The organism is Streptomyces sp. B21-105 (assembly GCF_036898465.1).
In the GTDB taxonomy this organism is placed as follows: domain Bacteria; phylum Actinomycetota; class Actinomycetes; order Streptomycetales; family Streptomycetaceae; genus Streptomyces.
In genome coordinates this window covers 6,184,591-6,200,585 of the sequence record NZ_JARUMJ010000001.1, presented here as the reverse complement: position 1 = coordinate 6,200,585, position 15,995 = coordinate 6,184,591, and the positions used below count along the sequence as shown (strand labels likewise).

Annotated in this window: 17 protein-coding genes; 8 read left to right on the top strand and 9 right to left on the bottom strand. The window is 71.5% G+C overall.

What is annotated here, in order from left to right:
• Positions 1-87 precede the first annotated feature (87 nt).
• Positions 88-2,430 carry a VMAP-C domain-containing protein gene (locus QA802_RS28155; protein WP_334528203.1) on the bottom strand — a complete coding sequence of 781 codons (2,343 nt, stop codon included), beginning with the start codon at positions 2,428-2,430 and terminating at the stop codon, positions 88-90.
• A complete protein-coding gene (locus QA802_RS41680) occupies positions 2,427-3,047 on the bottom strand; it encodes a CU044_2847 family protein (RefSeq protein ID WP_443042187.1) in 621 nt (206 codons plus the stop codon). The genes QA802_RS28155 and QA802_RS41680 overlap by 4 nt, the downstream gene beginning before the upstream one ends.
• 234 nt (positions 3,048-3,281) lie before the next feature.
• Here QA802_RS41680 and QA802_RS28145 point away from each other — a divergent pair, with 234 nt between their 5' ends.
• The 3 genes from QA802_RS28145 to QA802_RS28135 all read left to right on the top strand — a co-directional run bounded on the left by QA802_RS28145 (position 3,282) and on the right by QA802_RS28135 (position 5,787).
• On the top strand, positions 3,282-3,464 hold the full coding sequence (locus QA802_RS28145) for a DUF6104 family protein (protein ID WP_019058231.1): 183 nt from the start codon (positions 3,282-3,284) through the stop codon (positions 3,462-3,464).
• 243 nt (positions 3,465-3,707) lie between these two features.
• A complete protein-coding gene (locus QA802_RS28140) occupies positions 3,708-4,619 on the top strand; it encodes a DUF4097 family beta strand repeat-containing protein (protein ID WP_334528200.1) in 912 nt (303 codons plus the stop codon).
• 1 nt (position 4,620) lies between these two features.
• The gene (locus QA802_RS28135; protein ID WP_334528199.1) at positions 4,621-5,787 is read left to right on the top strand and encodes a PadR family transcriptional regulator; all 1,167 of its coding nucleotides are present in this window, start codon (positions 4,621-4,623) and stop codon (positions 5,785-5,787) included.
• Between the two features lie 17 nt (positions 5,788-5,804).
• On the opposite strand, the gene QA802_RS28130 is transcribed toward QA802_RS28135, so the two are convergent.
• From QA802_RS28130 to QA802_RS28115, 4 genes are all read right to left on the bottom strand, one after another.
• Entirely contained in the window at positions 5,805-6,398 is a 594-nt protein-coding gene (locus QA802_RS28130; protein WP_319164980.1) for a Clp protease N-terminal domain-containing protein, read from the bottom strand.
• Positions 6,398-6,607, bottom strand: coding sequence for a helix-turn-helix domain-containing protein (locus tag QA802_RS28125; protein WP_111002852.1), 210 nt, complete (start codon positions 6,605-6,607; stop codon positions 6,398-6,400). The genes QA802_RS28130 and QA802_RS28125 overlap by 1 nt, the downstream gene beginning before the upstream one ends.
• A 162-nt stretch (positions 6,608-6,769) precedes the next feature.
• On the bottom strand, positions 6,770-7,735 hold the full coding sequence (locus tag QA802_RS28120; protein WP_334528192.1) for a zinc-binding dehydrogenase: 966 nt from the start codon (positions 7,733-7,735) through the stop codon (positions 6,770-6,772).
• Positions 7,736-8,046: 311 nt separating this feature from the next.
• Complete coding sequence (locus QA802_RS28115; RefSeq protein ID WP_334528189.1) at positions 8,047-9,276, bottom strand: NAD(P)-dependent malic enzyme; 1,230 nt, start codon at positions 9,274-9,276, stop codon at positions 8,047-8,049.
• 635 nt (positions 9,277-9,911) lie between these two features.
• Between QA802_RS28115 and QA802_RS28110 the strand changes: the two genes are divergently transcribed.
• The 3 genes from QA802_RS28110 to QA802_RS28100 are packed head-to-tail and all read left to right on the top strand — an operon-like array spanning position 9,912 to position 12,634.
• Complete coding sequence (locus QA802_RS28110) at positions 9,912-10,874, top strand: ABC transporter substrate-binding protein (protein WP_334528186.1); 963 nt, start codon at positions 9,912-9,914, stop codon at positions 10,872-10,874.
• 39 nt (positions 10,875-10,913) lie between these two features.
• Entirely contained in the window at positions 10,914-11,876 is a 963-nt protein-coding gene (locus tag QA802_RS28105) for an amino acid ABC transporter permease (protein ID WP_334528183.1), read from the top strand.
• Positions 11,873-12,634 (top strand): amino acid ABC transporter ATP-binding protein, encoded by a 762-nt coding sequence (locus QA802_RS28100; RefSeq protein WP_319164974.1) that lies wholly within the window; start codon positions 11,873-11,875, stop codon positions 12,632-12,634. The genes QA802_RS28105 and QA802_RS28100 overlap by 4 nt, the downstream gene beginning before the upstream one ends.
• Before the next feature lie 59 nt (positions 12,635-12,693).
• On the opposite strand, the gene QA802_RS41675 is transcribed toward QA802_RS28100, so the two are convergent.
• Positions 12,694-12,888 (bottom strand): zinc ribbon domain-containing protein, encoded by a 195-nt coding sequence (locus QA802_RS41675; RefSeq protein WP_443042186.1) that lies wholly within the window; start codon positions 12,886-12,888, stop codon positions 12,694-12,696.
• Between the two features lie 301 nt (positions 12,889-13,189).
• On the opposite strand from QA802_RS41675, the gene QA802_RS28090 reads away from it, so the two are divergent.
• Positions 13,190-13,819, top strand: a complete 630-nt coding sequence (locus QA802_RS28090) for a CGNR zinc finger domain-containing protein (protein WP_319164973.1) — start codon at positions 13,190-13,192, stop codon at positions 13,817-13,819.
• On the opposite strand, the gene sodX is transcribed toward QA802_RS28090, so the two are convergent.
• A complete protein-coding gene (sodX, locus tag QA802_RS28085) occupies positions 13,723-14,157 on the bottom strand; it encodes a nickel-type superoxide dismutase maturation protease (RefSeq protein WP_334528178.1) in 435 nt (144 codons plus the stop codon). The two genes, QA802_RS28090 and sodX, sit on opposite strands and share 97 nt — an antisense overlap.
• A gap of 145 nt (positions 14,158-14,302) precedes the next feature.
• Here sodX and sodN point away from each other — a divergent pair, with 145 nt between their 5' ends.
• Entirely contained in the window at positions 14,303-14,698 is a 396-nt protein-coding gene (gene sodN, locus QA802_RS28080) for a superoxide dismutase, Ni (protein ID WP_319164971.1), read from the top strand.
• Between the two features lie 208 nt (positions 14,699-14,906).
• On the opposite strand, the gene ppk2 is transcribed toward sodN, so the two are convergent.
• Positions 14,907-15,833, bottom strand: coding sequence for a polyphosphate kinase 2 (gene ppk2 / locus QA802_RS28075; RefSeq protein ID WP_334528176.1), 927 nt, complete (start codon positions 15,831-15,833; stop codon positions 14,907-14,909).
• Positions 15,834-15,995 lie beyond the last annotated feature (162 nt).

Sequence of the window (15,995 nt, the reverse complement as noted above, 5' to 3'; positions counted from 1 at the left end):
TCCACTGCCGCGGCCGTCCGAACGTGCATCACGTTATCCATCCTGGGGGTGCCTGGTAAGGGGCCGGCCGGCCCCGCGGGCGCGTGCTCAAGGGGCCTCCAGCAGGTCACCCGTTCCGGGGAGGGGCTGGTGGGGATCGTCGTACAACAGGGCCACGCCGTCGGCCCAGAAGGACTCCGTGCGGCCCTCGCGCAGGCGAACCCGGAGATCGTGCACGGCTTCGGGAAGGTGCTGCGCGGTGGGCGGTTCGGCGATCTCGTCGATCGTGCCGCGGTGGAACTCGCCGCAGACGGCGTCGGACCGGCCGCGCCGCCGGCGCCACAGGGCCACGCCGTAGCCGCCGAGCACGATCCGGGCGAGCGCCTCCGCGTCGTCCTCGTAACGGAGGTCGCCGTAGCGGCAGAGCACCGGGACGGTGCCGTGCGACAGGGCGCGCAACTGCTCCACGGTCGGCACGGGCTTGCGCAACCCCTCGTCGCAGTCGAGGACCTCGGCCCGCGCGCGGTGCGCGTGCAGCCAGCGCCAGCGGGCCCGGCGCTCCGCGTCCACGTCCTCGTCACCCTCGTCGTGCTCGGCGCCGTCATCGTGGTTCTCGTCGCCCTCGCCGATCTCTTCGGCGTCTCGGGCGTCTCGGGCGTCTTGAGGGGCCACCGGCGCTCCGACGCCCTCGGGGTCCTCCGGGGCGCGCCAGTGGCCTGCGGCGTCGCGGCCTGCCGCGTCGTACCCCTCGAACGCCTCGCCGGGCAGCCGGTCGCGGTCCGCGCAGCGCACGACGACTGGCCGCAGGGTCCCCAACGGCACTTCGTCCGGCGGGAGTTGCCAGGCGTCCACCTCGAGTCCGAGCAGCGCGTGGGGCAGCGCCACCTGGAGCAGCGCGGGCCTGCCGGGCTCGTCGCAGTGGCGGAAGGCCTCCGCGAGGGGTCCGGCGAGGCGGCCGGGCAGTTCGGCCAGCGGCGTGCGCTCGGCCTCGTGCAGCCGGATCGCCTCGCCGCCGGGAGCGGTGACGCAGACCGACCAGTCGCAGCGGTCCGGCTCCCAGCCCCGCCGCACCAGCTCCAGCAGGACGGAGGGCCGGGCCGCGCTGCCTTGGCCACGGCGGTCACGGGCACGCGCGCGTGCGTCCTGCCCGCGCCGCCGGTCGCGCCCACGCCCGCCGGGACCGTCCGCGGGGTGCGCGCCCCTGGAGACCGTGTCGGGGGCGTCGCGCTCCGCCTCGTCCCGTCGGCGCAGCCGCGCGATCCGCTGCTCGGCGAGGCCGGAGCGGTAGCGGGCGCTCAGCCGCTGCGCGGCCTGCCACACCCACACCCACAGGGCCTTCTCGGCGTCGGGGGTGCTGGGCACGACGAACGGGCGCGGCGCGGACATCGCCCGCATCGCGTAGTCGAGCACCAGCTCCAGCGCGCCGTCGTCGCTCGCGCTCTCGTACAGCGCGCCGAGACCGTCGCGCCAGCCGCGCGGCGCGGGCAACGGAACGGGACCCTGGAGGTCGGGCAGGGAGTCGAGGATGTCCAGCAGACCGCGGGTGCTCTCGGGCGGCGGAAGCTCGGCCAGCCGGCCGAGCAGCTGGATCCGCTCGTCCGGACTGAGGGTGCGGCCCGGCCGGGCCCCCAGGTTGGCCTGCACGTCGGTCCAGGTCTGCCGCCGGGAGGCCGGGTGGCGCTGCCGGTCGCGGTGGTAGCGGTCATGGGCGTGGAAGACCGCCTGGTAGAGGTCGCTGTGCTCGGCCGGCACCGCCTCCGCGGGCACCCGCAGGGTGCGCAGTTGCTCGATGCCGGTGGAGGTGCCGCCGGGCCGGTGGTCCGAGCGCGCCTTCAGGACGCCGATCACCTCGCCGCGCACCGGGTCGATCACCGGCCCGCCCGAGACGCCGTAGGGCAGGTCGTTGTCGCCCAGCCGCATCTGCACGTCCGAGGACCAGCCGCCGATCGTCCCCTGCACCGTGAGCGTGCCGTCCAGAACCTGTAAGCGGCCCTCGTTCTCGGTCCAGCCCGCGTACAGCACCCGGCCTTCGCCGTAGTAGGCCGCCGGACGCTCGGAGACGTACACGCACTCGTGGTCGTCGACCGGTTCGGTCAGCTGCACCAGGGCCAGGTCCGGGGCCGGCCAGTTGCCGGCGGACGCGGCCCCGTCGGCACGCTCGGGCAGCGTCGCCACCACCCTGCCGGGCGCGGCCCGGGCACCCCGTCCCGGAGCCGTCTCATACACCACGGCCACTTTGCCCCCCTCCCCGCCGCAGGCCACGTGTGCGCAGGTCAGAACCCAGTTGGGAGCGACGAAGAAGCCGCTGCCGAGGAACGTCCCGGGCTCATCCAGGGCATACCCGACCACCGGGCGATGAATGCGCACGGTCGCCGCCACGACGAGTCCACGCAGCGCACGGCGGGCCGCATCGAACGTGTTCGATGCGCCCGGGGCGTGCCCGCCCCTCATGCTCCGCCCCCGCCGACGGCGCCGTCGATCCCCCTGTGCATCGGCGCGCCGGGGGACGCTCCCGCGCGCCGCCCCGCGTCGGTGTCGGCGTCGGTGTCGGCGTCGGTGTCGGCGTCGGACGAAGCCGGTGCTGCCGGTGCTGCCGGTGCAGCGGGCGAGGCGGGAGGCGGTGGCGAGGCGGGCAAGGGTGGTGGCGGCGGAGGGGGAGGCGTGGCGGGCCGCGGGGGTACAGGGGGTGAGGCGGGTGGCGGAGGTGCGTCGAGGTCGGGCGGGCCGCTGTTCCAGGTCAGGGTGACCGTGATCCCGGCCTTGGCCTCGCCGTCGGCCAGCAGACCGACGACCTTGCCGGCCTTGGCGGTCAGCTCGATGCCGAACTCGACGCTCACCTCGTCCGGCCGCACCGCCCGCAGCGGCTCCGCCAGCGACCGCGCGACCCCCGTGACGAGCGCGTGCAGGCTCTCCACGCTCGCCTCCACCCGCTCGGCGAACCCGGTGTCGCTGTACGACAGCCGCCCGGACGGCGCGGACAGCTCACCCGCGCCCGAGATCCGGGCCCAGACGGGCGTCCCGTCCGGCAGCGCGATGCGCGCCACCCGTGTCACGTCCTCACCGTTCATGCCACTCCCCCGTTCCCCCGGCCCCTCCTGCCCCGCCCGCGGGTACGCAGGCCGGCGGCGGGTTCCGCCCGCGCGGGGGTCACGGCGGCCCGCAGGCCCGCGCCCCCCTGCGCCTATCCTTTTCCTGTCCCCTCCCCCACCGGAGAGCGGAGCACTTCCTCCCCTCGCAGGAACAAGGGTCCTTCCCCCGACGGAGGACCCCTACCCCTGCGACCGACCCACGGAGCACGATCCATGTACTTCACCGATCGCGGAATCGAGGAACTCGAGAAGCGGCGCGGCGAGGAGGAGGTCACCTTCGAGTGGCTCGCCGAGCAGCTGAGGACGTTCGTCGACCTGAACCCGGACTTCGAGGTGCCGGTGGAGCGGCTGGCGACATGGCTGGCGCGGCTGGACGACGACGAGGACGACGAGTAGCAGGCGATGCACGGCGGCCCGGCAGCACAGCGGCCGGCCGCGCGGGGAAGGGGCGTCCCGGACGCCCCTTTTTTCTTTTCTTGACTTTCGGCGACCGCGATATATCGTGTTTAGCGGGAGACGCGATATGGCGCGTCGCGCCGTGCTCGTGTGCCGTGCTCGTGTGCCGTGCTCGTGTGCACCTGCCGTGCCGTGTGTCGTGTTCGTCGTGTGTGTCGCGTGTCGTTCAAGGAGGTCCGCACCATGTCCGAGTGGTCCGTTGCCGAACCGAGGAAACTCTCCTTCGACGAGCCCGTGAGCGAACTGCACGTGCGCATCGTCGAGGGCACCGTGAACGTGGTGGGCACCGACGAAGGCCCTGCCCGTCTGGAGGTCTCCGAGGTCGACGGCCCGCCGCTGGTGGTCAGCCACCGCGACGGGACCTTGACCGTGGCCTATGAGGACCTTCCCTGGAAGGGCTTGCTCAAGTGGCTCGACCGCAGGGGCTGGCGGCGCAGGGCCGTCGTCTCGCTCGCCGTGCCGGCCGGCACCCGGGTGGAGGTGGGCGTGGTGAGCGCCACCGCCGTGGTCTCCGGCATCGACGGCCACGCCGAGGTGAAGGGCGTCACCGGGGACACCACCCTGGTCGGCCTCGCCGGGCCGGTGCGCGCCGACACCGTCTCGGGCAGCGTGGAGGCGCAGGCCCTCACCGGCGACCTGCGCTTCAACTCGGTCTCCGGGGACCTCACGGTGGTCGAGGCCGGCTCCTCCGTGAAGGCCGACTCCGTGAGCGGGTCGATGATCGTCGACCTCGACCCCGCGAGCCGTCCCACCCGGATCGACCTGACCAGCGTCTCGGGCGAGATCGCCATCCGGCTGCCGCATCCGGCCGACGCGCAGGTGGAGGCGAACACCGCGAGCGGCTCGGTCTCCAACGCCTTCGAGGACCTGCGGGTCAGCGGCCAGTGGGGCGCCAAGCGCATCACGGGCCGGCTGGGCGCCGGCAACGGCAAGCTCAGAGCGACCACGGTCTCCGGCTCGATCGCCCTGCTCAGAAGGCCTCCGACGGAGGAAGCGGCAGTCCGTGACCCGGGGGAGAATGCGGTTCGCGGCCCGGGCGCCGAGCGCTCCTCGGGTGACCCGGCCGACAGCACGACCGACAAGAAGGTGTTCTGACATGCCTCCCGTCTTCGCCCACGGCCGTCTCCGCCTCTACCTGCTGAAGCTGCTGGACGAGGCGCCGCGCCACGGCTACGAGGTGATCCGCCTCCTCGAAGAACGCTTCCAGGGCCTCTACGCGCCCTCGGCGGGCACGGTGTATCCGCGACTGGCCAAGCTGGAGGCCGAGGGCCTGGTCACCCACACAACAGAGGGCGGCCGCAAGGTGTACGCGATCACCGACGCGGGCCGTGCCGAACTCGCGGACCGCAGCGGTGAACTGGCCGACCTGGAGCTGGAGATCCGCGAGTCGGTCGCCGAGCTGGCCGCGGAGATCCGGGCCGACGTGCGAGGGGCGGCGGGGGATCTGCGCCGTGAGATGCGGGCGGCGGCCTCCGAGGCCCGCCAGGGCGCCGGCCGCCCGCAAGCGGCGGAGCACGGCGACCACGGAACCCACGGGACTCACAAAACCCACGGCGAGAACTCCGAGTACGGCGAGTACGGCGACCAGGAGGCCTGGCGTGCCGCCAAGGAGGAGATGCGCCGCGTCAAGCAGGAGTGGAAGGAACAGGCGCGCCGGGCGAAGGACGAGAGCCGCCGCGCCCGCGAGGAGGCCCAGCGGGCCCGCCGCCAGGCCAAGGAGGCCCAGGAACACGCCCGCACCCAGGCCCAGGAGGAGGTGCAGCGCATCGCACGCCGCGTGCAGGAACAGGTCCAGGACCACTTCGCCCGGGGCGACTGGCCGACGGGCGTCCGCGAGGGCCTGACCGAACTGGCCAAGGAGTTCGGCGAATTCGGCAAGGACTTCGGCAGGGACTTCGGCTTCGGCCGCCCGGCCGCGACAAACCCCTCGGGGCCGAAGACGGCTGCCACCCCGGGGGCGGCAGCCGGAACGGCCGCACCCGCCGCCCCAGGGACGGCAGCCGGCCCCACGACCCCCGTGCCCCCGGAGTACTCCCGCACGCCCGAGGACTTCCCCGCGGGATACGAGCCGGCCTGGGCCCACGAGGACACCAGCGGCGACCCGGCCCGGGATCTGGACCGCCTCCTGGACCGCTTCCGCGACGACATCCGGGACGCGGCCCGTGACCACGGAGTCACCGGCGACCAGCTCCGCGAGGCCCGCCGCCATCTGTCGACGGCGGCGGCGCACATCGGCGTGGTGCTGCGAGCGCCCAAGTCCTGACGCCCGCCCGGCCCGGGTCAGCCGGCCCTGGCCTCGGGCTCGGCCTCGCCGCGGCCGTCGCCGTACAGCACCCGCGTCAGGGACGTGTAGGTGACGCCGTGGTCGGCCAGGACCTCCGAGGGTGCGCCCCGGCGGGCGGTGAGGGCGAGCAGCAGGTGCTCGTCGCCGATGCGCCGCTCACGGCGGCCGAGGGCGATGCGCAGCGTGTCGGTGAGCAGGTCCTTGGCCCCGCGAGCGAAGGGACGCCCGCCGAAGACGCGCTGGCCGAGGCCGCCGGCCCTGCCCTCGGCCGCCAGCGCGCCCTCCCCGTGCGCCTCCTCGACCCGCGAGAGGATCCGAGAGACGTCGATGCCCAGGCCCGAGAGGGCGTCCGCGTCGGCACGGGAGAGACCACCCCGGCGGCGGACCTCGTCCAACTCCCGCACCACAGCCCCGCGTCCGCCCGGGGGGAGTCCCAGCGAGGCCAGCGCGAAGGAACCGCGGCTCCCCTCGCGGTCGAGCAGGGCGAGCAGCACATGCGTCTCCTCGACGCGCTCCGCCCGCGTCCGTTCGGCGTGTGCCACCGCGCCCTGGACCACGGCCCGGGCGTCCTTCGTGAACCGCTCGAACATCACTGCCTCCCGTGCTTCTTGTGGACGGCCTGTCTGCTGACCCCGAGTTCCGCGGCGATCTCCTGCCAGGACCAGCCCTGGTTTCGCGCACTGCGCACCTGCACCGCCTCCAACTGCTCCAGCAGTCGGCGCAGTGCCGCCACGGCGCGCAGTCCGACCCGTGGATCGCGGTCGCCTGCGCGCTCGGCGAGATCCGTTGCTTCGGTCATGCATGTCAACTTACGTTGACAGCCGCCCGATGTCAACCACGGTTGACACGTCAGGTGTGCGGTCGCCAGCCGGCACACCCGGCATGCGAAAGGCGGGCCCGGATTCCCCGGACCCGCCCCGAAACCGCCCTCAACCCGCCCCGAACCTGCGGTCGGCGGCGCTCAGCCGTTGGTGAGCACGATCTTGCCGAACAGGTCTCCGGACGCGAGCCGTTCGAATCCCTCGCGGGCCCGGTCGAGCGGCAGCGCCTCGTCGATGACGGGGCGGACGCCGGTGGCGGCGCAGAAGGACAGCAGGTCCTCCAGCTCGTCCTTCGAGCCCATCGTCGAGCCGACGACCTTCAGCTCGAGGAAGAAGATCCGGGTCAGCTCGGCGTGCGAGGGACGGTCGCCGCTGGTGGCGCCGGAGATGACGAGGGTGCCGCCGGGCCGCAGGGACTTCACCGAGTGCGACCAGGTCGCCGCGCCGACGGTCTCGATGACGGCGTCCACCCGCTGCGGCAGCCGCGCACCCGGCTCCACCGCCTCGACGGCGCCCAGCTCCAGCGCTCGCTTGCGCTTGGCCTCGTCCCTACTGGTGGCGAAGACCCGCAGCCCGGCGGCCCGGCCCAGCACGATGGCCGCGGTGGCGACGCCGCCGCCGGCGCCCTGCACGAGAACGGAGTCGCCGGGACGCACGCCGGCGTTGGTGAAGAGCATCCGGTACGCCGTCAGCCAGGCCGTGGGCAGACAGGCGGCCTCCGCGAAGGAGAGCTCCTTCGGCTTGGGCAGGATGTTCCAGGTCGGCACCGCGACCTGCTCGGCGAAGGTGCCCTGGTACCGCTCGGTGAGGATCGAGCGCGGCTCGTCGGGCCCGACGCCGTGCCCCGTCTGCCCGATGACGGAGTGCAGGACGACCTCGTTGCCGTCCTCGTCGACGCCGGCGGCGTCGCAGCCGAGGATCATCGGCAGCCGGCCCTCCGGGAGGCCGACACCCTTGAGCGACCAGAGATCGTGGTGGTTGAGCGATGCGGCCCGAACCTCGACGGTGCTCCAGCCGGGCCGGGCCTCGGGGGCCGGACGCTCCCCCAACTCCAGTCCGGAGAGCGGCTGGTCACGGTCGATACGGGCGGCGTAGACGGCGAACATGCAACCGACCCTAGGCTCCGGCGACGCCCGGCGAAACCGGACGGCACTGTGAGACACACCCTCTTGCGCTCCCACCCCGAACCCCGACCAGCAATCCCAGCCCATCCGCCCGCCCGATCCCCGGCCTGACGCTCCAGACAGGGCCGGCGATTCCCAGCCCGTCCGGCGATTGAGGACGAGGCCCGTTCAGGGCCGAAGCGGGGTCCAGGGGCGGCAGCCCCTGGGACGGCGCCTTCTCATCACCCGAACGGGCGGGCGGTGGGCAAAGAAATGGCCCCGCCCTCCCGGACGGGACCATTCGCGGGCGCACGTCAGCGACGAGCAACCCCTTCGGCCCGGGCAGCCGCGGCAACCGCCGCCGTCACCGCGGGCGCGACCCGCTCGTCGAACGGCGACGGGATCACGTAGTCCGCCGCGAGATCGTCGCCGACGACTCCCGCCAGCGCCTCGGCCGCCGCGAGCTTCATGCCCTCGGTGATCCTGGACGCCCGCACCTGCAGCGCGCCGGCGAAGATGCCCGGGAACGCCAGCACGTTGTTGATCTGGTTCGGGAAGTCGGACCGCCCGGTCGCGACGACGGCCGCGTACTTGTGGGCGACGTCCGGGTGCACCTCGGGGTTCGGGTTGGCCATGGCGAAGACGAACGCGCCCTTCGCCATCGAGGCCACCGCCTCCTCGGCCACCGTGCCGCCGGAGACGCCGACGAACACGTCGGCGCCGGCCAGCGCGTCCTCGAGCGAACCGCTCAGCCCGGCCTTGTTGGTGAACCCGGCCAGCTCGCGCTTGACGTCGGTCAGGTCGCCCCGGTCCGCCGAGACGATGCCCTTGCGGTCGGCGACCGCGACGTCCCCGATGCCGGCCTCGATGAGCATCCTGGCGATGGCGAAGCCGGCCGCCCCGGCGCCCGAGATGACCGCCCGCAGCTCACCGATGCCCCGCCCGCTCAGCCGCGCCGCGTTGCGCAACGCCGCCAGCGTCACGATCGCCGTGCCGTGCTGGTCGTCGTGGAAGATCGGGATGTCGAGCTCCTCCTGGAGCCGGCGCTCGATCTCGAAGCACCGCGGCGCCGAGATGTCCTCCAGGTTGACTCCGCCGAACGAGGGCGCGAGGCGCACCACCGTCTCGACGATCTCGTCCACGTTCGTGCAGGCGAGCGCGATCGGCACCGCGTCGACACCGCCGAACTGCTTGAACAGGATCGCCTTGCCTTCCATGACCGGGAGGGAGGCCTCCGGGCCGATGTCGCCGAGCCCGAGCACGGCCGTGCCGTCGGTCACGACCGCGACGACGGACGACTTCCAGGTGTAGTCGTTCACCAGGTCCGGCTGTTCCGCGATCGCGGTGCACACGCGAGCGACGCCGGGCGTATAGGCGAGGGACAGGTCGTCCTTGTCGCGGATCGGGACGGTGGCCTGCACGGCCATCTTTCCACCACGGTGCAGCGCGAACACCGGGTCGAACGAGTCGAGGGGCTCCGCACCGCCCTCCTGGCCCGTTCCGTCGGCGCTCTCGCTGCGAGGATTGACGATCTCCGCTGCCACTGTGTCTTACCCCTTAGGTCTGCATGGTTTGAGGGTGGCCACTCCTGATTGAGAAGTGGGCGGGCATCGCGCAGAGCCGAGGTGATGCGTACGGGCGTCTGCGCGTCGGGCGCGCCGCACACGCGCCCTGAGCCCCGGATGAGGGGTGTGAAGAACCTTCTTACCGGACGGGGACCACAGCCGACGAGTCCATTCGGTGCAAGGTCACACCGCTCGGTCTGTGGACCTTCGACAGAGGTCGCCGGGAGTGACATGACTCATGCGGGGGACGCGTCCAGGCTCCGTGAGTCCTCTTGACAATGCCTTGACAAGAAAGCGGGTCGAGGCAGGCGTCGCACCGCGATCACCGCCCGACGAGAGGAACGGGAGATTTTTCGGCCGGAACGGGGGATTCCCGCAGATGGTCCGGCTCCGTCCAGTCGTGATGTACCGGACTGATGGGGTTCGGGGGTCGCCCGTTATCCGATTTTGACATGGCTGGCCCCCTGAATGGCGTCGTCCGAATGGCAAGATGCCGTCATCACACGAGGTCGCGACACCCGAAGGTGTGTGTTCTCGTCGACCCAACGGCATGGTCGGCCCCTCGGCTGTGTCGCCCCATCGGCATCTCCATCCATCCGCCGGAGGAACCCACCATGACCGCACGCTCCACCCGAACCACGACCGCCGCGCGCACCCGCCTGGCGGCGGTCGGATCCCTCGCGGTCGCGGGCGCCCTGCTGCTCACCGCCTGCGGGGACCAGACCGAGGGCGGCGGAAGCTCCTCCGAGTCGTCCAGCGGCTCCAACAAGGCCCCGCTCTTCTCGAAGCTCCCGGCCGAGATCCAGAAGTCGGGTGTCATCAAGGTCGGCACCAACGCCGAGTACGCCCCCATGGAGTCCGTCGAGGGCGGCAAGATCGTGGGCGTCGACCCCGACATCGCCGCCGCGCTCGGCAAGCAGCTCGGCGTCGACTTCCAGTTCACCTCGGGCGGCTTCGACACCCTGATCACCGCGGTCAACACCGGCCGCTACAACATCGCCATGTCGTCCATCACGGACAACAAGCAGCGCCAGGAGGGTCTGGACGACAAGGGCAAGAAGCTGGGCGAGGGCGTCGACTTCGTCGACTACTTCACCGCGGGCACGGCCATCTACGTCAAGAAGGGCAACCCCAAGGGCGTCAAGACCATGGACGACCTGTGCGGTCAGACGGTCGCGGTGCAGCGGGGCACCACCTACGAGGAGGCCCTGAAGGCGCAGTCCAAGAAGTGCACGGACGGCGGCAAGAAGGCCCTCAAGATCGAGTCCTTCGAGAACGACACCGAGGCCCAGACCCGCGTGAAGTCCGGCGGCGCCGTGGCCGGCGTCAACGACTACCCGGTCGCCGTGGACATGGCCAAGAAGGCCGGCGGCGGCAACACCTTCGAGGTGCTCGACGAGCAGTACGAGGCCGCTCCGTTCGGCATCGTCGTCGACAAGAAGAACACCCAGCTGCGCGACGCCCTCAAGGAAGCCGTCGACGCGATCATCAAGGACGGCTCGTACCAGAAGGTGCTGGAGAAGTGGGGCGCCCAGAGCGGCGCGATCAAGGCTGCCGCGATCAACGGCGGCAAGTGATCCACCCGCACCTCCTGAAGTCTTCGAAGGGCAGTCCCCATGACTGACAAGCTCGACAAGTCCTCCGCGGGCGCACCACCCGAGGACACCCCGCCGGTCGCCAAGGACGCGGCGTTCTCCGGCCCGCCGGAGGCGATCAAGGCGATCCCGGTGCGTCACTACGGCCGCTGGGTCAGTGCCGTCATCGTCATCGCGCTGCTCGCGCTGCTGGTCAACGCCTTCGCCCACGGCGACATCCAGTGGGACACCGTCGGCGACCAGTTGTTCGACTCGACCGTGATCGCGGGCGCCGGGCGCACCCTGCTGATCAGCATCCTGTCCATGGTGCTCGGCGTCGTCCTGGGCGTCGTGCTGGCCGTGATGCGGCTGTCGAAGAACCCGGTGACCAGCACGGTCGCCTGGCTGTACATCTGGTTCTTCCGGGGCACCCCGGTGTACGTGCAGCTGCTGATGTGGTTCAACCTGGCGCTGATCTTCCCGATGCTGAACCTCGGTCCGATCTACAAGGACGAGATGACGGACGTCATGACGCCGTTCATGTGCGCCCTGCTCGGCCTGGGTCTGAACGAGGCCGCGTACATGGCCGAGATCTGCCGGGCCGGCCTGCTGGCCGTGGACGAGGGTCAGACCGAGGCGGCCCACGCGCTGGGCATGAGCCACGGCAAGACGCTGCGCCGGATCGTCATCCCGCAGGCGATGCGGGTGATCGTGCCGCCGACCGGCAACGAGTTCATCAACATGCTGAAGACCTCGTCGCTGGTGTACGTGGTGACGTACAACGAGCTGCTGCGCTCGACGTCGGTGATCGGTTCCTCGTCGTTCGCCGTGATGGAGCTGCTGTTCGTCGCCTCCATCTGGTACCTGGTCATGACCAGCGTCTTCAGCGTCTTCCAGTACTACCTGGAGCGCTACTACGCCCGCGGTTCCAGCCGCAGCCTCCCGCCCACGGTCTTCCAGAAGATCAGGGCGAACCTGTTCGGATCCTCGAGGAGGACGGCATGACCGCGATGGTGAAGGCGGAGGGCGTCCACAAGTCCTTCGGCCTGGTCGAGGTCCTCAAGGGCATCGACCTGGAGGTCAAGAACGGCGAGGTGTTCTGCCTCATCGGCCCGTCCGGCTCCGGCAAGTCGACGTTCCTGAGGTGCATCAACCACCTCGAGAAGATCAACGCCGGCCGGCTGTACGTCGACGGGGACCTGGTGGGCTACCGCCAGAAGGGCGACAAGCTGTACGAGCTCAAGGACAGCGAGGTCGCACTGAAGCGCCGGGACATCGGCATGGTGTTCCAGCGGTTCAACCTGTTCCCGCACATGACGGCGGCGGAGAACGTGATCGAGGCCCCGGTCCAGGTCAAGGGCCTCAGCAAGGCCCAGGCCAGGGAGCGGGCGAGGGAACTCCTGGACCGGGTCGGCCTCGCCGACAAGGCCGGGAGCTACCCCGCGCAGCTCTCCGGCGGCCAGCAGCAGCGCGTCGCGATCGCCCGGGCCCTGGCCATGGACCCGAAGCTGATGCTGTTCGACGAGCCGACGTCGGCCCTCGACCCGGAGCTGGTCGGCGACGTCCTCGACGTCATGCGCGACCTCGCCGAGTCCGGGATGACGATGGTCGTCGTCACCCACGAGATGGGCTTCGCCCGTGAGGTCGGCGACAGCCTGGTCTTCATGGACGGCGGCGTGGTCGTCGAGTCGGGCAACCCGCGCGACGTCCTGACCAACCCGCAGCACGAGCGGACGCAGGCGTTCCTGTCCAAGGTGCTTTGACATGCTCCTCGCCCTGAAGGGGCGAGGATTCTGGCCTTCCTCGACCGGAAACCGGGCCGCTACACGGCACGGTTTCCGGTCGGGAATCGGTGGCTTCCTGTTTCTTCGCGCTGTGCCGGGACAGCTCCCGGTCCTACCGGCGCTCCGCAGGCCGATACCGCCAGTCCGGCGGCCGTCTCGATGTTGATCGCGGCGTCGTGGTCCCGGTCGTGGACCGTGCCGCAGGCGCTACAGGTCCATTCTCCGCGCGCCACAGGAAGCGCGGGGAGTCGATCTTCGTGCCGTCGGACAGGACGGCGAAATGGGTGAGGCCGAGGTCGGCGCCGACGGTGCGGTCGGTCTGCGGCATGCGGGCCCGGTCCGTGGCGGGGTCGGTGTCGATGAGTCGAAGGAGGCGAAGAATCTGCCCGCCGCGTCCTTGACGACAGTGACCGATCCTCCGTACCGCCCTTTCGTCCGTCTGGGCCCGGCGCGACGGTCCGTAATACCCTGGGAGCATCCTCAGCCGTTACTCGGCCGGGTCCACGACCGTCGAACCCCCGGTAAGGACTACAAGTGGAACTCGCCCTTTACTCGGATCACGCCGTGCGTCTCGTCAACAGCGAGGACCCGGCCCGGGGCAAGGACGCGCTGACCTCGGTCGAGGCCGTCCGCGCGCTCTTCGGCGTCAGCCGGTCCGCCGCCCGCCGCGCCACCGAGGCGGACGTCACCCGGTTCCGCTCGGTCCGCGCCCGGCTGCGCGCGGTCTTCGAGGCGGCCGACGACGGCGACGAGACCCTCGCGGTGGACCTGCTGAACTCCCTGCTGCTGGAGTTCCCGGTGAGCCCGCAGATCTCCGGCCACGACGTCCGCGACGACGACGGCCGCCCGCTGTGGCACATGCACCTGGCCGACCACCCGTCGAACGCGACGGCGGGATACGCGGCGATCGCGGCCATGGGCCTGGCCTTCCACCTCACCGAACACGGCGTGGACCGGCTCGGCCTGTGCGAGGCGAGCCCGTGCCGCAACGCCTATCTCGACACGTCGACCAACCGCTCCCGGCGCTACTGCTCCGACCGCTGCGCCACCCGCGCCAACGTGGCCGCCTACCGCGCCCGCAAGCGCCTGGAGACGGAACCGAAGCCCCGCACCGGCCTGGCCGCCGACAGCGCCCAGCGCAGCACCGCCAGCGGCGAGCGCTGATCCCGGGGCCGTGGGCGGTAGCGCAGCCGCACCCTGCCCAGGACCAGCTCGTCGGGTACCGTGCCGTAGTCCGTGCTGTCGCCGCCCGCGAAGGCGTTGTCGCCGAGCACCCACCAGCCGCCCTCGCGGCGCTCCGCGGCCCGTTTGACGACCAGCAGGTCCTGCTGGAAGGGATGCCGCAGCACCACCACGTCACCGGGCCGTACCCGGGCGCCGTACTGCACCACCAGCTGATCCCCGTGGTGGAGCGTGGGCACCATGGACGGACCGGTCACCTCGGCCAGCCCGAAAGGCGCCGCCGCCCTTCCCCGCTCGGTCTCCTGCGACGGTTCCGGCATCCCCGGCACCTCCCCGGTCCGTTCCTCCACCAGTCCCAGTGTGACCCCGGACTTTTGTCCTAAGCCCAAGGGGGCACCCGCGAAAAGCCGTCTCGCAGGGAGTAATGTCCCACCTGAGAAGACGATCACGAGGAAGGAACGCTCCATGCTTTCCCGCCTGTTTGCCCCCAAGGTCAAGGTCAGCGCCCACTGCGACCTGCCCTGCGGCGTGTACGACCCGGCCCAGGCCCGCATCGAGGCGGAGTCGGTGAAGGCCGTGCAGGAGAAGATGGCCGCCAACGACGACCCGCACTTCCAGGCACGCGCCACCGTCATCAAGGAGCAGCGTGCCGAGCTCGCGAAGCACCACGTCTCCGTGCTGTGGAGCGACTACTTCAAGCCCCCGCACTTCGAGAAGTACCCGGAGCTGCACCAGCTCGTCAACGACACCCTGAAGGCCCTGTCGGCCGCCAAGGCCTCGACGGACCCGAAGACCGGCGAGAAGGCCCTGGAGCTCATCGCCGAGATCGACAAGATCTTCTGGGAGACCAAGAAGGCCTGATCGATGACCAGGCCGTCCGACCCGCGCTTTCGCGGGCCGCATCGCCTACCCTGCCCGCACCCGGTCCGCAGACCGCCGAGAACGGCGGCCGTTCGCGGGCCGGGTGCGGTGTCATGCCGGCCGGGGCCGGCCGTACGGTGCGCAGCGTGGTGTGGTCACGTGCCTCGGCGGGCCGGGCGGGCCTCCGCACGGTAGGGGCGCACTCCGGTCATGCCGCGCGCCCGCGGAGGCCGGGCCGGTCCGTCGTGTCGGCCTCGCCGGCCTCCAGCAGGCCCGCCGCGGCGCCCACGATGCGCGGATCCGGGGCGCCGACGACCTCCTCGTCCTTGCCGGTGTAGGCGAACCGGGCGAGCACGCTGCGCATGGCCTCCACACGGGCCCGCTTCTTGTCGTTGCTCTTGACCACGGTCCAGGGCGCGTGCGCCGTGTCCGTGTCGCGGAACATGGCGACCTTGGCCGCGGTGTAGTCGTCCCAGCGGTCCAGCGAGGCGACGTCCATCGGGCTCAGCTTCCACTGCCGCACGGGGTCGATCCGGCGGATCGTGAAGCGGGTGCGCTGCTCGCTCTGCGACACCGAGAACCAGAACTTCACCAGGTCGACGCCGTCGTCCACGAGCATCCGCTCGAACATCGGCGCCTGGCGCGCGAAGCGCCGGTACTCGTCGTCGGTGCAGAAGCCCATGACCCGCTCGACCCCGGCCCGGTTGTACCAGGACCGGTCGAAGAGGACGATCTCGCCGGCGGTCGGCAGCTGCTCGACGTACCGCTGGAAGTACCACTGTCCCCGCTCCCGCTCGGTCGGCTTCTCCAGGGCCACCACCCGGGCGCCGCGCGGGTTGAGGTGCTCGGTGAACCGCTTGATGGTGCCGCCCTTGCCGGCCGCGTCGCGGCCCTCGAAGACGATGACGAGTCTGCGTCCCGTGTCCTTGATCCAGCTCTGCAGCTTCAGCAGCTCGATCTGCTGGAGCCGCTTGTGCCAGTCGTACTCCCTGCGCTCCATGCGCCGCGCGTACGGGTAGTTCTCCCGCCAGGTGTCGACCGGGGTCCCGTCGGGCCGGATGAGAACGGGTTCGTCATGGTCGCTGTAGTCCACGCGCAGGTCGGCCAGTTCGGACAGCGGGGGCGGTATCGCCATGCCCTCTACCTCCCGGACTCGGACCTCGGGCCCGCGGAGGACGGCGAGGTGACCAGCCATGCGTTCACCATGCGCCCGCCGACGCCCCGCCGCACCCCGGACGGCCGTCGCCCGGTCGGGCGGCCGAATCCGGCGGCCGCCGGGCGCGTCACCGTGCCATGC